Here is an 18,478-nt window from a genome sequence, read left to right as displayed (position 1 = left end):
CCTATGGTTTGCCGGTTCGGGGACGGATAGCGAATGGCGTTTGGGCCCTATTTTCTGCTGGCCACGCTTGAAGGTCTGGTCACAGCCTCAATCCTGGCGCTGACAGCGCTTGGCTTGTCGCTGGTGTTTGGCGTCATGCGCGTCGTCAATGTCGCGCATGGCGAGTTCTTCATGCTGGGTGCCGTGCTCGCCTGGGCGGTGTCGACCGCATTTGCCGGCCATCCGGCCATCGGCTTTTCCGCAGCATTGCTGGTCGCACCACTGGTGGTCGGAGGGGCTGCGTTCCTGTCTGAACGACTGGTCTTGCGCCGCCTCGACTACAATCCGGAGGCGACCATCGTTGCGACGATCGGGATGCTCTATATCATCCAGCAACTTGCGCTGACATTTTACGGGGCCGATGCGCGGCCGGTTCAGGCCCCATTCAATGTGCGCATCCAGCTGCCCTGGTTCGGCTATTCCGGTTACAAGCTGTTCGTGATCGCTGCTGCCATCATCGTCATGCTGGGCACCTGGCTTCTGCTGACCCGCACCAAGATCGGCCTGATCATGCGCGCCACCCAATATGACCGTGAAACCGCGCAGGCGTTCGGCATTCCGGTTGATCGCGTCTATGGCGGCGTTTTTGCGCTCGGCGCGATGCTCGCTGCGGTCGCGGCGGTGCTGGTGGTTCCGACGCAACAGGCACATTACCTCATGGGCCGCGATCCGCTTCTGCTGTCATTCATCGTCGTCATCATCGGCGGTCTTGGCAGTCTGCGCGGCACATTGGTTGCAGCGCTGATCGTCGGACTTTCCGACGGTATCATCTCGGTATTCTTCTCGCCGACACTCGCAAAGATGCTGGCGACTGCTCTGGTTGCACTTGTTCTGGTGTTCCGACCGCAGGGCCTGTTCGGAGTGCGCACGCGATGACGGAAGTCCGCTCGAACGCGACCCGTATCTGGCTTCTGCACGCGGCCGTCATTGTCCTCCTCTTGGCGGGCAACTTCCTGTTGCCGGAATATCATCGCGGCATGTTTTCGCGTGCTCTGGTGCTGGCGACCTATGCGATGGGGTATAATCTCCTGTTCGGCTACACCGGCCTCTTGAGCCTAGGCCACGCGATGTTCTTCGCGGCAGGCATGTATGGCGCGGGGCTGCCGGTCTACCATCTGGGATGGGATGTACCGCTCGTCTTTGCCACAGGCATAGCTGCAGCGGGTCTCTTGTCGCTCGCGGTCGGCGTTCTTGCGCTGCGCACCACAGGCGTGGCGTTCATGATTGTCACCATGATGTTCGCGCAGATCTTCTTTCTGGCGACACTTTACTTCACCACATGGACACGCGGAGAAGAAGGACTGGTGTTGCAGCCCACCACGCGCGCAATTGAGTTTGCCGGCAACACGATCAGCCTGTCCGATCCATCGACCCGCTACCTCGTCGCATTGACCCTGTTCGCGATCGTGCTTCTGGTCTCGCTGCGTCTGGTAAAGTCGTCGTTTGGCCGAACCTTGGTGGCCATCCGCGAGAACGAAGAACGGGTCCGCATGTTGGGCTACAACGTCTTCGCGACCAAGCTTCTGGCCGTCGTCTTTTCAGGACTGGTATGCGGCGCGGCGGGCGCAGCCTATGGGCTGCTCTTCGGCTATGTCGGCTCCGGCTTTGCCTCAAGCCAGTACTCGATCCTTGCCCTGCTCTACGTGCTTCTCGGGGGCGCCGCGACGACCCTCGGACCGTTGGTTGGCACCTTGTTCATGTTCTATGTGATCGACTACACATCGGGCCTTACGAGCGCATATCTTCTGCTTGTCGGCGTCGTGCTCATCATCCTGATCCTGTTCTTCCCTAAAGGGCTCCTGGGGACGATCCGTGAGAAGTGGTTGCCATGGCTGCCGTGATCCCGCTGATACAAACCCGCGCGCTCACCCGGCAGTTTGGTGGTCTGAAAGCCGTCGACAACGTCGATTTCAACCTCGAAAGCGGGAAAATTCACGCCATTATTGGTCCGAATGGCGCCGGGAAAACAACTTTCGTCAGCCTTTTGTCTGGGCGGCTTCTGCCCGATAGCGGGACCATCCTGTTCGACGGGCAAGACATCACGACGATGCCCGCTCACAAGCGGGTGCAGGTAGGCATCGCCTACACGTTTCAGATCACCAGCGTGTTTGCCAATCTCAGTGTCTACGACAATGTCGCCTTGCCGGTTCAAAGGCGCCTGCTCCAGCGTGGCCGGGTCGATCCGGGAGCCCTCCATCAGAGTGTTTTCGAGGTACTCGACCGCGTCGGCATGGCAGATCATGCTCACTCCAAGGCGGGAAGCCTCTCCTACGGACATCAACGCCTTCTTGAGGTGGCAATGGGGCTTGCGCTGCAACCACGGCTGCTGATCCTCGACGAGCCGACACAGGGCCTTTCCGACGGTGAGATCGACACCTTCATTGAACTGGTGCGCGAGATTGCACGCGACGCAACGGTGCTGCTGATCGAGCACAACATGCAGGTCGTGATGGCGCTTGCCGACCGCATCACCGTGATGAACAACGGGAAAATCCTTGCCGAGGGAACACCGTCGGAAATCCGCGCCAATGCCGCCGTCCAGGAAGCCTATCTTGGAGGGGGTGATGTCTGAGATTCTCACGGTCGACGGGATCGACGCCTACTACGGCGAGGTGCAGGTGCTGCGCGGGCTGGACCTCACACTCCAGAAAGGCGAAGTGCTGTGTCTGCTGGGCCGCAACGGCGCTGGCAAGACGACGACGCTGAAGGCCATCATGGGGCTTGTTGCTGTGCGCGCTGGGTCTATCAGCAAGGACGGCGCCACGATTTCCAAACTGGCTGCACATGAAGTGCCGCGCACCGGCATCGCCTATGTCCCACAAGGACGCCGCCTGTTTGCCGAGATGAGCGTCGAAGAGAACCTCGAGATCGGACTCATGACACGGCGCAAGGGCCAGGCCACCAAGAACAGGGTGCTGGACCTCTTCCCGCTTTTGCGCAGCCGTCTCAACCAGCGTTCAGGCACGCTCTCGGGCGGCGAGCAGCAGATGTTGGCAATGGCGCGGGCGCTCTGCCTCGAGCCTGACATCCTGCTCCTTGACGAGCCGACTGAGGGTCTGATGCCATCCATGATCGCACGCATCCGCGAGACGGTGGTCGGGCTGCGTGAAGCGGGTGTCTCGACGATCCTAGTCGAACAACGGGTCGACGCCGTGCTGGCGATCGCTGATCGCGTGGCGTTCATTGAAAACGGACAGAACCGCGAGACATTGTCGGTAGATGAGCTTCGTCAGAATCCTGAGCATCTGCGCCGCTATGTCGGCGTCAACTGACGCCAATTCGCTCAGAAACAAGAAAGGCCGGCATAAAGCCGGCCTTTGAACTTTTAATCTCGGCGCTGCGTCAGGCGACGGCGGCTTCGAGGGTCGTCAGCTGAGCCAGGAAAAGCTCTGCCTTGGTGCGATCGTCGTCGTTGCGCGCATCTGCGACATCTTCCTTGGCGTCCTGAATACGACGCGCCAGATCTTCACGATTGATCTCCTTCACCGCGACAGCGGATTCAGCGAGCAACGTACAACCTTCAGGAACGATGTCGGCAAATCCGCCGAACACCACGTAGCGTTCTTCACCACCACCCGCGAGGGCAACGGTCACGACGCCCGGACGAATGGTCGTCATCAATGGCGCATGGTTGGCCATGACGGTCAGTTCACCGTCAGTGCCGGGGATGACCACCGAGACCACCTGTTCGGACACGAGCAAACGCTCGGGCGAGACCAGTTCGAATTTGAACGCTTCAGCCATGATGTCTCACGAATGCCTTTACACAAGCCGCCGCGCGCCGGATCACGCCGCGCGGCGAAGCTTCACGATCAGGCTGCTTCCGCAGCCAGCTTCTGTGCCTTCTCGATCGCTTCCTCGATGTTGCCAACCATGTAGAAGGCAGCTTCCGGAAGGTGATCGTATTCGCCGGCAACCAGGCCCTTGAAGCCCTTGATGGTGTCAGCAAGGTCAACCAGCTTGCCAGGCGCGCCGGTGAAGACCTCAGCCACGAAGAACGGCTGCGACAGGAAGCGCTCAATCTTGCGGGCGCGGGCAACGGTCAGCTTGTCCTCTTCGGAAAGCTCGTCCATGCCCAGGATCGCAATGATGTCCTGGAGCGACTTGTAACGCTGCAGCGTCTGCTGGACGTCACGAGCCACCTGATAGTGCTCTTCACCAACGACCTGCGGATCGAGCATACGCGACGTGGAGTCCAGCGGATCCACAGCCGGGTAAATACCCTTTTCAGCGATCGAACGGTTCAGCGTCGTCGTTGCGTCAAGGTGCGCAAACGAGGTTGCTGGTGCCGGGTCGGTCAAGTCGTCGGCAGGGACGTAAATTGCCTGCACCGAGGTGATCGAACCCTTCTGCGTGGTCGTGATGCGCTCCTGCAGAGCACCCATGTCCGTCGCCAGCGTTGGCTGATAGCCCACTGCCGAAGGAATACGACCCAGCAGAGCGGACACTTCGGAACCGGCCTGCGTGAAGCGGAAGATGTTGTCGACGAAGAACAGAACGTCCTGGCCCTGGTCGCGGAAGTACTCAGCAACGGTCAGACCGGTCAGAGCAACACGTGCACGCGCACCTGGCGGCTCATTCATCTGGCCGTAAACAAGCGCTGCCTTCGAGCCCTCGCCGCCGCCCTTCTGGTTGACGCCTGATTCGATGAACTCGTGGTAAAGGTCGTTGCCTTCACGCGTACGCTCGCCGACGCCTGCGAACACGGAGTAACCGCCGTGCGCCTTGGCGATGTTGTTGATCAGTTCCTGAATGAGAACCGTCTTGCCAACGCCTGCGCCGCCGAACAGACCAATCTTGCCGCCCTTGGCGTAAGGAGCGAGCAGGTCGATGACCTTGATCCCGGTGACCAGGATCGCTGCTTCAGTCGACTGCTCGACATAGTCGGGAGCCGCAGCGTGGATCGGACGCAGTTCAGTGCTGCCCAGTGGGCCGGCTTCGTCGATCGGCTCGCCGATGACGTTGATGATGCGACCCAGCATTTCCGGACCAACCGGAACCGAGATCGGCGCGCCGGTGTCGGCAACAGCCTGACCGCGAACCAGACCTTCGGTCGCGTCCATCGCGATGGTGCGAACGATGTTCTCGCCGAGGTGCTGTGCAACTTCGAGAACAAGGCGACCGCCCTGGTGCTCGGTTTCAAGCGCGTTCAGGATCTGCGGCAGTGGACCCTCGAAGGACACGTCGACGACAGCGCCGATGACCTGGTGGACCTTGCCGGTTGCGCCATTGATGGCGGCGTTGGTCGATGCCGTCGCCTTCTTGGCTGCGGGCGCCTTTGCGGCGGCTTTGGGCGCCGCTGCGGACTTGGCGTCAGGCGCCGCGTCCGTCTTCGGGGTAGCTGCTTTAGCCATTCTGAATACCCTCTTCAATCGTTCCTGTTGTCCGGATGTCGCGTTGGTTTCCCGTCGCATCACCGGCGCTAGAGCGCTTCCGCACCCGCAATAATTTCGATCAGTTCCGTCGTGATCTTGGCCTGACGCTGACGGTTATACGTGATCGTCAACTTGTTGATCATGTCACCGGCGTTGCGCGTTGCGTTATCCATCGCGGACATCTTGGCGCCCATTTCACCGGCTGCGTTCTCGAGCAGCGCGCTGAAAATCTGGACCGAAATGTTACGCGGAATGAGATCCGACAGAATTTCGCTGGCGTCCGGCTCGTACTCGTAGACAGCTGAAGCCTGAGCCCCCTCAGCTGCGACTTCAGGCGCAGAGGCCGGAATGAGCTGCTGGGCCGTCGGGATCTGGCTGATTACCGACTTGAACTGCGAGTAGAACAGCGTCGCAACGTCGAATTCGCCTGCGCCAAACATCGCGATCACCTTCTTGGCAATCGCATCGGCATTGGCAAAGCCGATCTGCTTGATGTCACGCAATTCGATCCGGTCAACAATCTTGTCGTCCAGGTCACGACGCAGAATGTCGTAACCCTTCTTACCGACCGTGATGATCTTGACCGTCTTGCCTTCGGCAACGAGACGACGCGCATGATCGCGTGCAAAACGCGCGATCTGCGAGTTGAAACCGCCGCAAAGTCCGCGTTCTGCCGTCGCAACGATCAGCAGGTGAACGTCGCTCTTGCCCGTGCCGGTCATCAACGCTGGCGCGTCGGCAACATCGACGGCCTTGCCGATGTTGGCCATCACTGCAGCCATGCGCTCCGAATAGGGACGCGCAGCCTCAGCGGCTTCCTGCGCGCGACGCAGCTTTGCCGCGGCGACCATCTGCATCGCCTTGGTGATTTTCTGCGTCGCCTTGACCGAGGCGATGCGATTGCGAAGTTCTTTCAGTGAAGCCATAAGGCTGCCCCTGCTCCGTTACGCTAGCGCTTCAGACAAAGTTCTTGGCGAAGGTGTCGATTTCCGCCTTGAGCTGGTTACGAAGGTCGTCCGACAGAGCCTTCTCCTTGCGGATCGCCTCCAGGATCGAACCCTGCGAACGCAGATGCGCCAAAAGACCCTGCTCGAACTTGCCAACCTGCGCGACTTCCAGCTTGTCGAGGTAGCCGTTGACGCCGGCGAAGATCACCGCGACCTGCTCTTCCGTCTTGAGCGGCGAGAACTGGGGCTGCTTGAGCAGTTCCGTCAGGCGCGCACCACGGTTGAGAAGACGCTGGGTCGACGCGTCCAGATCGGAACCGAACTGCGCGAACGCAGCCATTTCACGATACTGAGCGAGCTCGCCCTTAATCGAGCCTGCAACCTGCTTCATCGCCTTGACCTGAGCTGCCGAGCCAACGCGCGACACCGACAGACCGACGTTCACAGCTGGGCGGATACCCTGGAAGAACAGGTTCGTCTCAAGGAAGATCTGGCCGTCGGTGATCGAGATCACGTTGGTCGGAATGTATGCCGAGACGTCGTTTGCCTGGGTTTCGATCACCGGCAGAGCCGTCATCGAACCGGCGCCCATTGCGTCGCTCATCTTCGCCGCACGCTCGAGAAGACGCGAGTGCAGGTAGAAGACGTCGCCTGGGTAAGCTTCACGGCCTGGCGGGCGACGCAGCAGCAGCGACATCTGACGGTAGGCCACGGCCTGCTTCGTCAAGTCGTCATATGCGATCAGCGAGTGCTTGCCATTGTCGCGGAAGTACTCGCCCATGGCGGCACCGGCGAACGGTGCGATGTACTGCAGCGGTGCCGGATCCGAAGCGGTCGCAGCAACGATGATCGAGTATTCGAGAGCGCCGCGCTCTTCGAGAACCTTCACCAGCTGCGCAACGGTGGAGCGCTTCTGACCAACTGCGACGTAGACGCAATAGAGCTTCTGGCTCTCGTCATCGCCGTCGTTGAGCGACTTCTGGTTCAGGAAGGTGTCGAGAATGATTGCGGTCTTGCCGGTCTGGCGGTCACCGATGACCAGCTCGCGCTGTCCACGACCAACCGGGATCAGGGCGTCAATGGCCTTGAGGCCGGTCGACATCGGCTCGTGAACCGACTTGCGCGGGATGATGCCCGGCGCCTTGACGTCGACGCGCGCGCGATGCTTGGCGTTGATCGGGCCCTTGCCATCAATCGGATTGCCCAGCGCGTCAACGACGCGACCCAGCAGTTCCGGACCAACCGGCACGTCCACGATGGCGCCAGTACGCTTGACGACGTCGCCTTCGTTAATGCCACGGTCGGAACCGAAAATCACGACACCGACGTTGTCGGCTTCAAGGTTGAGCGCCATTCCGCGGACACCGCCCGGGAATTCGACCATCTCACCGGCCTGAACGTTGTCCAGACCGTAAACGCGGGCAATACCGTCACCGACGGAAAGCACCTGACCGACCTCGGAGACTTCAGCCTCCTTGCCGAAGTTCTTGATCTGATCCTTGAGAATTGCGGAAATTTCCGCGGCGCGGATATCCATCAGCCGACCTCTTTCAGTGCGAGCTTAAGCGAAGCGAGTTTCGTTTTGAGCGACGTGTCGATCTGGCGCGAGCCGAGCTTGACGACGACGCCGCCAAGAAGCGACGGATCGACCGTCAGCTTGATCGTTACATCCTTGCCAGCAACGCCTTTCAGCGCGGCCTTCAGTTCGGTTTGCTGCGCGGCAGTCAGTTCGTGAGCCGACACAACGTCAGCCACAACCTCTCCGCGCGCTTCCGCGGCAATCTGTGCAAACGCACGGATGATGCCAGGAATTGCGAACAAGCGACGATTAGCAGCCACGACCCTCAGGAAGTTGCCGGTAATGCCACCGATCTTTGCCTTGTCGGCAATGGCAGAAATTGCCTTAAGCTGATCCTCGGAAGAAAAAACCGGGCTCTCGATGAGCCGCTTCAGATCTTCGCTGCCCTGAAGCAGCGCGTCGAAGCGGGCGAGATCCTTTTCCACCTGTGCGACCACATTTGCTTCAGCTGCAAGTTCGTACAACGAACCTGCATAGCGTTCTGCAACTGTGGAGATCGTCGAGCCAGATTTTGCCACGGACCGTCGTTTCTCTCTGCCTTACAGGCCGAAAGATTTTAGGCTGGAGTGGATACTCTGGCTAAATCTTTGACCTTGTTGAAATTTCGCAGCCAGGTCCAAGGCATCGCCCCGTCCACCAGCCAAAAGTCGAATGCCGTCTAGCACAGGCTTCCCTGACTCGCAACACGCCGCAAACCACCCATTTGAGGCAGTTTTGTCGCAGTCGGCTGATATGGTTACCAGATCAAGCGACCAGACCCAGCGCAAACGCCAGCGCAAGGCCCGCAAGGCACAGCTCCACGGCCAGCCAAACCCAGTTGACCAGCGTGTTGCCCTGATCCGAAAGCATGGAGATGACGCGCCCGAAAGCGGACAAGCCCCAGCACAGGCCGAGCGTCAGGTAAAGCAGTGGCTGGGCCAGCAAAATGCAGGCCAGACCGACACCCAGGTAGAAGCCCGACATCGTAGCCCGCGCAGCGCCAACTGCCTCCGGGTGGTTTGGGTTTGTCTGCAACCGCAGCACCCTGAACACGAGGCGCGGCGCAAACAACATCGCAAGGCCCAGCAACATCGTGATTGCGGCGGAGGTCCATGCCAACCACTCGCCCTGCGTGAACGGCCAAGGAAATGCGATTTCCACGTTACGTCTCCAAGTTGAATCGGCCGGCAAGATAGCTGACGCGCGGAGGGTTGTCGCGATCCGCCGGATAGACGCGCAAACTTTATTCGCTGGCAGATCAGGGGGATAAAATTTGCTAGAGAAAGCTCTGCGGATCGATGTCGACCTGCACCCTAAGAGAGCCGCGCGCACGTGGTGCAGCGGCCAGAAGCGCACGCAAAAATCCTTGTAGATCAACTTTTTTCTCGCCGTGAACGAGCAGACGGAACCGGTGTCGCCCCGCGATAAGCGCCAGCGGTGCCTCGGCAGGCCCCAGCACGGATATATCCCTGCTGGCCGGTGCCGCGCGCCGCAAGGCACGCGCATGGCTCTCGGCTTCCGGGCGTGTTGCGGCACTGACGATAATCGACGCAAGACGTCCAAACGGCGGCAAATGCGCCCGTTCGCGCTCGGCGATTTCGCGTTCGTAGAATGCTTCTGCGTCACCGAGAATGAGCGCACGCATGACCGGGTGCGCTGGCTGGTAGGTCTGGATCAGACCCCGGCTTTTCAGGCCGGATCGTCCCGCCCGCCCCGTCACCTGGCTGAGCAGCTGGAACGTGCGCTCGGCTGCGCGCGGATCGCCATTGGCAAGCCCAATATCCGCATCGACGACGCCCACCAGCGACATCTTCGGGAAGTTGTGTCCCTTTGCAACCAATTGAGTTCCAATGACAATATCCGCCTCACCCTGAGCAATCGCATCCAGTTCGAGGCGCAGGCGCTTGACGCCACCGAGCATGTCCGACGACAGCACGATCGTGCGTGCATCCGGAAAGTGACTTTCCACCTCCTCCGCGATTCGCTCGACGCCCGGCCCGCACGCCACCAGATGATCGAGCGTGCCACATTCGGGGCAGGCCTCCGGGCGCTGCTCATTGTGACCGCATTGGTGACAGACAAGCTGCCCCCTGAAGCGATGCTCCACCAGCCAACTCGAGCAGTCCCGACACTGAAAACGATGCCCGCACACCCGGCACAAGGTGAGCGGCGCATAACCGCGTCGATTCAGGAACAACAGCGACTGTTCGCCGCGCCCCAGCGTCTTCTTCATCTCTTCCAGAAGCACAGGCGACAGGAACCCGCCACGCTGCGGCGGCGACTTGCGCATGTCGATGGCCGCAAGGTCGGGCAATGCCGCTTCGGCAAATCGCGCGGACAACACGACACGTCCATAGCGCCCCTGCTGGGCGTTAACCTGCGTCTCGACCGACGGTGTGGCGGACGCAAGAATAACCGGAAAGTTTCCGATATGACCGCGGACGACCGCCATGTCGCGCGCATTGTAGAACACACGGTCTTCCTGCTTGTAGGCAGGGTCGTGCTCTTCATCGATGACAACGAGACCAAGGTTCTTGAACGGCAGGAAGAGGGCCGAACGTGCGCCCGCCACAACCCGGACCTGCCCCTCCGCGACCTGACGCCAGACCTTTTCTCGCATTCTTGGTGACAAATCAGAGTGCCATTCGCCAGGTTTCGCCCCGAATCGATCATGAAATCGGTCAAGAAATGCGCTTGTGAGCGCAATTTCAGGCACCAGAACCAGCACCTGCCGGCCTGCAGCGAGCGCCGCGGCGATAGCCTCAAAGTAGACTTCCGTCTTGCCGGACCCGGTAACGCCGTCCACCAGCGTGACGGAAAATCCGCCCCCGGCTTTGGCGCGAAGGACTTCTGCTGCTGCCTCCTGTTCGAACGACAGATCAGGCTTGGAAAAGGCCGGATCAGGAGCCGCGACCACTGGTGGCGGCGGTATCTCTACCGTTTCGAACACCCCTTGCGACGTCAGTCCATCCACAACCGTGAGCGATGTTCCGGCCGCATGGGCAAGCCCGGAGCGGGTCCAGGCCATGCCGTCACGCGCCAGTTCCAGAACGCGCTCACGCGCGGCCGTCATGCGTTCAGGCGCTGCTCCACTCCAGCGCAGTCCCGGCAGCGGCGGTTCAGGGTCGAAGGCTGCCGGTGCCCGCAAGAACATGCGGGCCACCATACCTGGAGGCGACAAAGTATAGCTGGCAACCCAGTCGACAAACCGGCGGGCAGCTTCATCGATCGGCGGGCAGTCGAAGACCTGTGCGATCGGCCGCAGCTTCTTTGGGTCCACCACATCGGTGGGCGTGTCCCAGACAATCCCTGCGACCTCGCGAGGCCCCAACGGGACGCGCACGATCGAGCCGGGTACGACCAACATACCCTGCGGCACCAAATAGGAGTATGGTCGTTCGGCTGGCATGGGAACCAGAACCGGAACGGCCATTGGATTACGCGAATCTTCGCTCATGATGCGTGACCTTGCGCGCTTCTTGCTTTAGAGCAAGGCCCGATCGATCCCGGCGGCTGCACGTCGCCTGAAAACCACCAGGAAAGAAAGCCATGAAGTTCTTTGTCGACACGGCGGATGTGAAGGAAATCCGCGAACTCAACGATCTCGGATTGCTTGACGGCGTCACCACCAACCCATCGCTGATCCTCAAATCTGGCGGCAATATCACCGAAGTCACCAAGGAAATCTGCTCCATCGTTTCGGGCCCGGTTTCCGCGGAAGTGGTTGCCACCGACTATGACGGCATGATGCGAGAAGCCGCCGTTCTCTCCAAGATTGCCGACAACATCTGCATCAAGCTGCCGTTGACGCTTGACGGCCTCAAGGCCTGCAAGGCGCTGACCTCCGATGGTCGCCTCGTCAACGTCACGTTGTGCTTTTCGGCAACCCAGGCGCTTCTCGCCGCCAAGGCCGGCGCCACGTTCATCTCGCCATTCATCGGTCGTCTCGACGACATGGCAATCGACGGCATGGACCTGATCGCGGAAATCCGCACGATCTACGACAATTTCGATTTCAAGACCGAAATCCTTGCCGCTTCGATCCGCACCGTCAATCACGTCAAGCAGGCAGCGCTGATCGGTGCCGACGTTGCGACCATTCCGCCGGCAACGCTGAAGGCGCTGGTCAAGCACCCGCTGACCGACAAGGGCCTTCAGACGTTCCTCGCCGACTGGGCAAAGACCGGTCAGAGCATCGGCTGACGCTTTAAAGCGTATCGCCATCTTTCGGGTTGGCTTCACGCGCTTCAGATTATTGTATCCGCGCATGTCTCCCGAAACCGGCTCCCACTTTCGGGAGACATACGCCAGCTGTTTAACAAAAAAGCCGCGGGAAAATGCCTCCGCGGCTTTATTCATGCGTGATTTCCGTCATCACCGATCATCCACGCGGACGGAAAACTCCCGTTTCTTCCATCGCGCGACGTCGATCAAGATCTTCCGGGCTGGTCACGATATCCGGAACCCCACGCGAGGTGGCTTTCGCGAGTTCCTGAGCCACGACCAGACGCAACAATTCCGCCAGCTCACGCGCGCCGCGATTTTCGGCATCGCGCACAGCGCGTTGAGCCGCAAAGTTCTGAGCCGGAATGTCGTAGGCCGCCTGCACGGAACGCGTGCCGCTCGAAACCAGCTTACCGGTTGCTGTGTCCGTCAGACGATACGTCCCCTGAACCGCGACAAAGCCGGCGGTCGGTTCGAGTTTGACTTGAGGCGTGCTCACCGAGGTAGCATTCGAGGCGTAAGCCGTGACGTTCAGGTCCATGCTGTAGGCGGGATTGGCAGGCTGGCCGGCCCCCCCACCGAACAGGAAGATCAGGTGGTTACGTAACTCCTGTCCTACCCGATTATGCGCCGGCTTGATCTCCACCGAGGCAAGCTGCGCTGTCGCCATTGCGCTGCCAGCCGTGGGAGAAACTTCGCCATAAAGCGGACGTGCCGTGCACCCCGCCCCAATGGCAAGGACAGCGGCAAGCGCGGCCGCGGCCAAGAGGCCGCCCCGATTGCGCATACGTCCGGCTTCAGACGACGACATTGACAATCCTCTGCGGCACGACGATCACCTTGCGTGGCGTTTTCCCATCCAAGGCCGCCTGCACTGCATCGAGCGCCAGCGCCGCTTGTTCAACGGCAGATTGATCCGCGTCGCGGGCGATTGTCAAATCGGCCCGCTTCTTCCCGTTGATCTGCACAGGCAGCACGATCTGATCGTCGACCACCAGCGCCGGATCGAAGACCGGCCATGGCTGATCGGCAACCAGGCCAGCGCCACCGATTGCGGCCCAGCACTCTTCGGCCAGGTGTGGCGTCATCGGCGCGATCATTTTGACAAGGAATTCCACGGCTTCGCGCAATGCAGCCTTGTCAGTCGCACCTTCCGCAGCCGCCTTGCCGACATAGGGCGAGATGACGTTGACCAGTTCATAGAGACGCGCGACAGCCTTGTTGAAGCCCAGCTTCTCAATGTCCTCGCCGATCGCCTTGACGATCTTGTGTGCAGCCTTCGACACCGGCGCGGCATCTCCGCTCGATGTCGGGGCGGGTGCAACACCTGCCAATGCCGGCGCGATCTCGGACACGACGCGCCAGACGCGCTGGACGAAACGATGTGCGCCTTCGACGCCTGCTTCGGTCCAGATCACGTCGCGCTCTGGCGGTGAATCGGACAGCATGAACCAGCGGGCAGTATCCGCGCCGTAGCTAGCGATGATGTCGTCAGGGTCGACCACGTTCTTCTTCGACTTCGACATCTTCTCGATCGAGCCGATATCTACCTTCTCGCCCGTCGCGTCCAACGTCGCGCTGCGCTTGCCGTCGGTCTCGACAATGGTGATTTCGGTCGGCGTGACCCAGCCTTTCGAATCCCGGTAGGTTTCGTGGACCACCATACCCTGCGTGAACAGGCCCTGGAACGGCTCCTCAACCTTGTTGACGTGGCCGGTGACCTTCATGGCGCGGGTGAAGAAGCGCGAATAGAGCAGATGCAGGATCGCGTGCTCGATGCCGCCAATATACTGATCGACCGCCAGCCAGCCATTCTTGCCATCGACATAGTCGAGCGTCGTCGGAGCCTCAACGTTCCATGGATCGGTGAAACGGGCAAAGTACCACGACGAATCGACGAACGTGTCCATCGTGTCGGTGTCGCGATGCGCGTCCTTGCCGCATTTCGGGCAGGTTGTGTGCTTCCATGTCGGGTGGTGGTCGAGCGGATTGCCGGGCTTGTCGAACGAAACATCGTTCGGCAATTCAACCGGCAGCTGATCAGCTGGCACCGGAACCGAACCGCAATCGTCGCAATGGATCACCGGGATCGGGCAGCCCCAATAGCGCTGGCGCGAGATCAGCCAGTCGCGCAGGCGGAACTGCACCTTGCGCTTGGCCTGCGGACGTCCAGAAATTTCGATCTCGGCGAGGCGCTTTGCAACTTCGTCAAACGCCGCCTTTGGCGCCAGCCCGTCGAGGAAGCGCGAATTGATCATCACGCCGTCGCCGACATATGCGTCTTCGGTGATCTGGAACGTCGCCGCATTCTCATCCGCCGGCATCACCACCGGCACTACCGGCAGGCCGTATTTGTTGGCGAAATCAAGGTCACGCTGGTCGCCTGAGGGGCAGCCAAAGATCGCGCCGGTGCCGTAATCCATCAGCACGAAATTGGCGACATGCACCGGCAGCGTCCAGCTGTCGTCAAACGGATGGACCACGCGAATGCCGGTGTCGAAGCCGAGCTTCTCGGCGGTTTCCAGCTCGGCGGCGGAAGTCCCGTGGCGGCGAACTTCCTGAATGAAGGCTGCCAGCTCCGGGTTGTTCTGCGCCGCCTTCTTGGCCAGCGGATGATCCGCTGCAATCGCCATGAACGACGCGCCGAAAATAGTGTCGGGGCGAGTGGTGTAGACTTCCAGCTCGCTCTCGCCCTCGGGCGCGGTCGCCGGGTCGAGCTTCCAGCGGATCTGCAACCCTTCCGAACGGCCGATCCAGTTCGACTGCATCAGCTTGACCTTGTCGGGCCAGCGGTCGAGCGTGTCGAGCCCGTCGAGCAGATCCTGCGCCATCGAGGTGATCTTGAAGAACCACTGCGTCAGGTCGCGCTGTTCGACCAGCGCACCCGAACGCCAGCCGCGTCCGTCGATCACCTGCTCGTTGGCCAGAACGGTCATGTCGACCGGGTCCCAGTTGACCTTGGCGTTACGACGCTCGACAAGGCCCGAGTTCCAGAAGTCGAGGAACATCTTCTGCTGATGACGGTAGTAGGACGGATCGCAAGTCGCGAATTCGCGCGCCCAGTCCAGCGACAGACCCATCGTCTTCAGCTGGCCCTTCATCGTCTCGATATTGGCATAGGTCCAGTCGCGCGGGTTGACCTTGTTGTCGCGCGCGGCGTTTTCAGCCGGCAGACCGAACGCGTCCCAGCCCATCGGGTGCAGGACGTTGAAGCCCTTGGCGCGCTTGTAGCGGGCAACCACGTCACCCATCGCATAATTGCGCACGTGGCCCATGTGGATACGGCCCGACGGATACGGGAACATCTCGAGAACGTAGTACTTTTCGCCCGGCGCATCGTTCTTCGTCGCAAAAAGCTGCGCTTCGTCCCAGGCCTTCTGCCACTTGGGTTCGGATGCACGCGGATTGTATCGTTCGGTTGCCATGTCGAGAATTTCACCTAAAAGACAGCGTACGAGACACCTCACACCATTATTCTAGACAGGAATAATGCGATCGGGTGTAACTTCCACAATAACGAAAACCGTTATCGGCTGGCATGCCTTCACCACGGTTTCCCGGACCCGTCAACCGTAACGGGACCTCTGATAAAGAAAAAACGGGTTTGCAGTATGAGCAATGCGGTTTCACGTCTGAATGCGGTCACGCAGAATATTGTCGAAGCGGTGCAGGAAGCAAAGCGCGAAAAAGGCGCGGTTACGCTTGTCGCAGTCTCTAAAACCTTCTTCGCCGAAGACATCCTCCCGGTGATTTCTGCAGGCCAGAGGGTCTTCGGCGAGAACCGGGTCCAAGAGGCGCAACAAAAGTGGCCGGCCTTGCGCGAACAGTTTCCCGACCTGAAGCTGCATCTGATTGGCCCGTTGCAATCCAACAAGGCAAAGGAAGCGGTCGCGTTGTTTGACGTGATCGAAACCGTCGATCGTGAAAAGATCGCGTCGGAACTTGCCAAGGAAATTTCCCGTCGAGGCAAAGCGCCACGCCTTTATGTGCAGGTCAATACAGGTCTGGAAGAGCAGAAGGCAGGGATCGATCCTCGCGAGGCGGTCGCCTTCGTCAACCGGTGTCGCGATGTGCATGGACTGGCTGTCGAAGGGCTGATGTGCATCCCGCCGGCCGGTGAAAATCCCGGTCCGCATTTTGCATTGCTTCAAAAGCTTGCGCGAGAAGCGGGTGTGACAAAACTGTCGATGGGCATGTCGGGCGATTACGAGACCGCAATTGCGTTCGGAGCCACCAGCGTGCGGGTGGGCTCGGCAATATTCGGCACCAGATAACTTCATCCGCTTTCCTCGGCGGTTGTCGACACCAAGGTTTTGGAGATAATGCGCCGCGAAACTGCGCCATGAGCGGCGCCATGTCGTGTGTCTGGATGCGGAGGAAACCGGAATGTCTGATGAAAAAATCTATCAAGTGCAGCCAGACTGGGCACGAAATGCGTATCTCGACAACGAGACGTATCTGAATTGGTATGCAGCAAGTGTTGCCGATCCGGATGCGTTCTGGGGTGAGCATGGCAAGCGGATCGACTGGTTCAAGCCTTACACCAAGGTGAAGAACGCCTCGTTTGAGGGTGATGTCTCGATCAAATGGTTCGAGGACGGCGAGACCAACGTTTCCTACAATTGCATCGACCGTCATCTGGAAAAGCGCGGCAACCAGACCGCGATCATCTGGGAAGGCGACAATCCGTTCGACGACAAGAAGATCACCTATAGAGAGCTGCACGAGCATGTCTGCCGGCTTGCCAATGTGATGAAGAAGCACGGCGTCAAGAAGGGCGACCGTGTCACCATCTACATGCCGATGATCCCTGAAGCTGCCTATGCGATGCTGGCCTGCACCCGCATCGGCGCGGTCCATTCGATCGTGTTTGGCGGCTTTTCGCCCGACGCGCTCGCCGGACGGATCGTCGATTGCAAATCCACCTTCGTCATCACTGCCGATGAAGGCCTGCGCGGCGGCAAGGGAATTCCGCTTAAGGTCAATGCCGACAAGGCCGTCGACATTGCCGCCCGTGACGGCATCACGGTCAGGAATGTGCTGGTGGTGCGCCGCACCGGCGGCAAGATCGGCTGGGTCGAGGGGCGCGATCTTTGGTATCATGCCGAAGTGCGCGCGGTCGAACCTGTGTGCGAACCCGAAAAGATGAATGCGGAAGACCCGCTGTTCATCCTTTACACCTCCGGCTCGACCGGCAAGCCGAAGGGGGTGCTGCACACCACCGGCGGCTATCTCGTCTATGCGTCGATGACGCATCAATATGTCTTCGACTACCATGATGGCGACATCTACTGGTGCACCGCGGATGTGGGCTGGGTCACCGGCCACAGCTACATCGTCTATGGCCCGCTCGCCAATGGCGCGACGACGCTGATGTTCGAGGGCGTGCCGAACTATCCCGATGCCGGCCGGTTCTGGGATGTCGTCGACAAGCACAAGGTCAACATCTTCTACACCGCCCCGACCGCTATCCGCGCGCTGATGGGCGCGGGCGAGGAGTGGGTCAAGCGGTCGTCACGCCAGAGCCTGAAGCTGCTCGGTTCGGTCGGCGAGCCGATCAATCCGGAAGCCTGGGAATGGTATTTCGACAAGGTCGGCGACAAGAAGATCCCGATTGTCGACACCTGGTGGCAGACCGAAAATGGCGGCATCCTGATCTCGCCACTGCCCGGCGCGACCGACCTGAAACCGGGCTCGGCGACACGGCCATTCTTCGGCGTCGAGCCGGTGCTGGTCGACAATGACGGCAAGGTGCTCGACGGCGTTGCCGATGGCAATCTGTGTATCGCCGAACCTTGGCCCGGCATGATGCGCACCGTCTATGGCGATCACAAGCGCTTCATCGAGACCTATTTCGCTACCTATCCGGGCCTCTACTTTTCCGGCGATGGCTGCCGGCGCGATGAGGATGGCTATTACTGGATCACCGGCCGCGTCGATGACGTGCTCAACGTCTCCGGGCACCGGATGGGCACGGCGGAAGTCGAATCGGCGCTGGTGGCGCATGACAAGGTGTCGGAAGCCGCCGTCGTCGGCTATCCGCACGACATCAAGGGGCAGGGCATTTATTGCTATGTCACGCTGATGGAGGGCGAGGAGCCAAGCGACGCGCTGCGCAAGGAGCTGATTGCGCATGTGCGCCAGGAGATCGGCCCGATCGCCACGCCTGACCTGTTGCAGTTCGCGCCCGGCCTGCCGAAAACCCGCTCGGGCAAGATCATGCGCCGCATCCTGCGCAAGATCGCCGAGGACGATTTCGGCGCGCTCGGTGACACCTCAACCCTCGCCGACCCCACCGTCGTCGACGACCTCGTCGAACATCGCCAGAACAAGCG

16 protein-coding genes are annotated in these 18,478 nt (G+C 60.3%); 7 read left to right on the top strand and 9 right to left on the bottom strand.

Annotated features, from left to right (window positions below; all coding sequences use genetic code 11):
- The first annotated feature begins 33 nt into the window (after window positions 1-33).
- The 4 genes from BMZ42_RS16020 to BMZ42_RS16005 are packed head-to-tail and all read left to right on the top strand — an operon-like array spanning window position 34 to window position 3,311.
- Window positions 34-915, top strand: a complete 882-nt coding sequence (locus tag BMZ42_RS16020) for a branched-chain amino acid ABC transporter permease (RefSeq protein ID WP_091524502.1) — start codon at window positions 34-36, stop codon at window positions 913-915.
- The gene (locus BMZ42_RS16015; protein WP_091524499.1) at window positions 912-1,880 is read left to right on the top strand and encodes a branched-chain amino acid ABC transporter permease; all 969 of its coding nucleotides are present in this window, start codon (window positions 912-914) and stop codon (window positions 1,878-1,880) included. The genes BMZ42_RS16020 and BMZ42_RS16015 overlap by 4 nt, the downstream gene beginning before the upstream one ends.
- The gene (locus tag BMZ42_RS16010; protein WP_091524517.1) at window positions 1,877-2,611 is read left to right on the top strand and encodes an ABC transporter ATP-binding protein; all 735 of its coding nucleotides are present in this window, start codon (window positions 1,877-1,879) and stop codon (window positions 2,609-2,611) included. The genes BMZ42_RS16015 and BMZ42_RS16010 overlap by 4 nt, the downstream gene beginning before the upstream one ends.
- Window positions 2,604-3,311 carry an ABC transporter ATP-binding protein gene (locus BMZ42_RS16005; protein WP_091524497.1) on the top strand — a complete coding sequence of 236 codons (708 nt, stop codon included), beginning with the start codon at window positions 2,604-2,606 and terminating at the stop codon, window positions 3,309-3,311. Before BMZ42_RS16010 ends, BMZ42_RS16005 begins: the two co-directional genes overlap by 8 nt.
- Before the next feature lie 70 nt (window positions 3,312-3,381).
- Here the strand turns inward: BMZ42_RS16005 and BMZ42_RS16000 are convergent, their stop codons facing one another.
- From BMZ42_RS16000 to BMZ42_RS15970, 7 genes are all read right to left on the bottom strand, one after another.
- A complete protein-coding gene (locus BMZ42_RS16000) occupies window positions 3,382-3,783 on the bottom strand; it encodes a F0F1 ATP synthase subunit epsilon (RefSeq protein WP_091524495.1) in 402 nt (133 codons plus the stop codon).
- A 68-nt stretch (window positions 3,784-3,851) separates the two neighbouring features.
- Entirely contained in the window at window positions 3,852-5,393 is a 1,542-nt protein-coding gene (atpD, locus tag BMZ42_RS15995) for a F0F1 ATP synthase subunit beta (protein ID WP_091524492.1), read from the bottom strand.
- Between the two features lie 68 nt (window positions 5,394-5,461).
- Complete coding sequence (locus BMZ42_RS15990; protein WP_091524490.1) at window positions 5,462-6,340, bottom strand: F0F1 ATP synthase subunit gamma; 879 nt, start codon at window positions 6,338-6,340, stop codon at window positions 5,462-5,464.
- A 31-nt stretch (window positions 6,341-6,371) separates the two neighbouring features.
- Window positions 6,372-7,898 (bottom strand): F0F1 ATP synthase subunit alpha, encoded by a 1,527-nt coding sequence (gene atpA, locus BMZ42_RS15985; RefSeq protein ID WP_091524487.1) that lies wholly within the window; start codon window positions 7,896-7,898, stop codon window positions 6,372-6,374.
- On the bottom strand, window positions 7,898-8,458 hold the full coding sequence (locus BMZ42_RS15980; RefSeq protein WP_091524484.1) for a F0F1 ATP synthase subunit delta: 561 nt from the start codon (window positions 8,456-8,458) through the stop codon (window positions 7,898-7,900). The genes atpA and BMZ42_RS15980 overlap by 1 nt, the downstream gene beginning before the upstream one ends.
- Window positions 8,459-8,684: 226 nt before the next feature.
- On the bottom strand, window positions 8,685-9,080 hold the full coding sequence (locus BMZ42_RS15975; RefSeq protein ID WP_091524482.1) for an AGROH133_08824 family phage infection protein: 396 nt from the start codon (window positions 9,078-9,080) through the stop codon (window positions 8,685-8,687).
- A gap of 115 nt (window positions 9,081-9,195) precedes the next feature.
- On the bottom strand, window positions 9,196-11,376 hold the full coding sequence (locus BMZ42_RS15970) for a primosomal protein N' (protein WP_091524479.1): 2,181 nt from the start codon (window positions 11,374-11,376) through the stop codon (window positions 9,196-9,198).
- A 92-nt stretch (window positions 11,377-11,468) separates the two neighbouring features.
- On the opposite strand from BMZ42_RS15970, the gene fsa reads away from it, so the two are divergent.
- A complete protein-coding gene (fsa, locus tag BMZ42_RS15965; protein WP_091524476.1) occupies window positions 11,469-12,122 on the top strand; it encodes a fructose-6-phosphate aldolase in 654 nt (217 codons plus the stop codon).
- Between the two features lie 178 nt (window positions 12,123-12,300).
- Here the strand turns inward: fsa and lptE are convergent, their stop codons facing one another.
- Window positions 12,301-12,954, bottom strand: a complete 654-nt coding sequence (lptE, locus tag BMZ42_RS15960; protein WP_244523298.1) for an LPS assembly lipoprotein LptE — start codon at window positions 12,952-12,954, stop codon at window positions 12,301-12,303.
- Window positions 12,941-15,568: a leucine--tRNA ligase gene (gene leuS, locus BMZ42_RS15955; RefSeq protein ID WP_091524473.1), complete on the bottom strand. Its 2,628-nt coding sequence runs from the start codon at window positions 15,566-15,568 to the stop codon at window positions 12,941-12,943. The genes lptE and leuS overlap by 14 nt, the downstream gene beginning before the upstream one ends.
- Before the next feature lie 186 nt (window positions 15,569-15,754).
- Here leuS and BMZ42_RS15950 point away from each other — a divergent pair, with 186 nt between their 5' ends.
- Window positions 15,755-16,417: a YggS family pyridoxal phosphate-dependent enzyme gene (locus BMZ42_RS15950; protein ID WP_091524470.1), complete on the top strand. Its 663-nt coding sequence runs from the start codon at window positions 15,755-15,757 to the stop codon at window positions 16,415-16,417.
- A gap of 112 nt (window positions 16,418-16,529) precedes the next feature.
- A partial coding sequence (acs, locus tag BMZ42_RS15945) for an acetate--CoA ligase (RefSeq protein WP_091524467.1) occupies window positions 16,530-18,478 on the top strand: 1,949 nt, incomplete at its 3' end.

It is taken from the genome of Aquamicrobium aerolatum DSM 21857 (genome assembly GCF_900113935.1).
GTDB classification, from domain to species: Bacteria; Pseudomonadota; Alphaproteobacteria; order Rhizobiales; family Rhizobiaceae; genus Aerobium; species Aerobium aerolatum.
Note: the sequence above shows the minus strand (reverse complement) of the source record. Positions and strands in the feature narration are given on the sequence as shown.

Coding starts and splice junctions, on each gene's coding strand:
- BMZ42_RS16020 (WP_091524502.1), top strand. CDS start 34: ATGGCGTTTGGGCCCTATTTTCTGCTGGCCACGCTTGAAGGTCTGGTC.
- BMZ42_RS16015 (WP_091524499.1), top strand. CDS start 912: ATGACGGAAGTCCGCTCGAACGCGACCCGTATCTGGCTTCTGCACGCG.
- BMZ42_RS16005 (WP_091524497.1), top strand. CDS start 2,604: ATGTCTGAGATTCTCACGGTCGACGGGATCGACGCCTACTACGGCGAG.
- BMZ42_RS16000 (WP_091524495.1), bottom strand. CDS start 3,783: ATGGCTGAAGCGTTCAAATTCGAACTGGTCTCGCCCGAGCGTTTGCTC.
- atpD (WP_091524492.1), bottom strand. CDS start 5,393: ATGGCTAAAGCAGCTACCCCGAAGACGGACGCGGCGCCTGACGCCAAG.
- BMZ42_RS15990 (WP_091524490.1), bottom strand. CDS start 6,340: ATGGCTTCACTGAAAGAACTTCGCAATCGCATCGCCTCGGTCAAGGCG.
- atpA (WP_091524487.1), bottom strand. CDS start 7,898: ATGGATATCCGCGCCGCGGAAATTTCCGCAATTCTCAAGGATCAGATC.
- BMZ42_RS15970 (WP_091524479.1), bottom strand. CDS start 11,376: ATGAGCGAAGATTCGCGTAATCCAATGGCCGTTCCGGTTCTGGTTCCC.
- fsa (WP_091524476.1), top strand. CDS start 11,469: ATGAAGTTCTTTGTCGACACGGCGGATGTGAAGGAAATCCGCGAACTC.
- lptE (WP_244523298.1), bottom strand. CDS start 12,954: ATGTCGTCGTCTGAAGCCGGACGTATGCGCAATCGGGGCGGCCTCTTG.
- leuS (WP_091524473.1), bottom strand. CDS start 15,568: ATGGCAACCGAACGATACAATCCGCGTGCATCCGAACCCAAGTGGCAG.
- BMZ42_RS15950 (WP_091524470.1), top strand. CDS start 15,755: ATGAGCAATGCGGTTTCACGTCTGAATGCGGTCACGCAGAATATTGTC.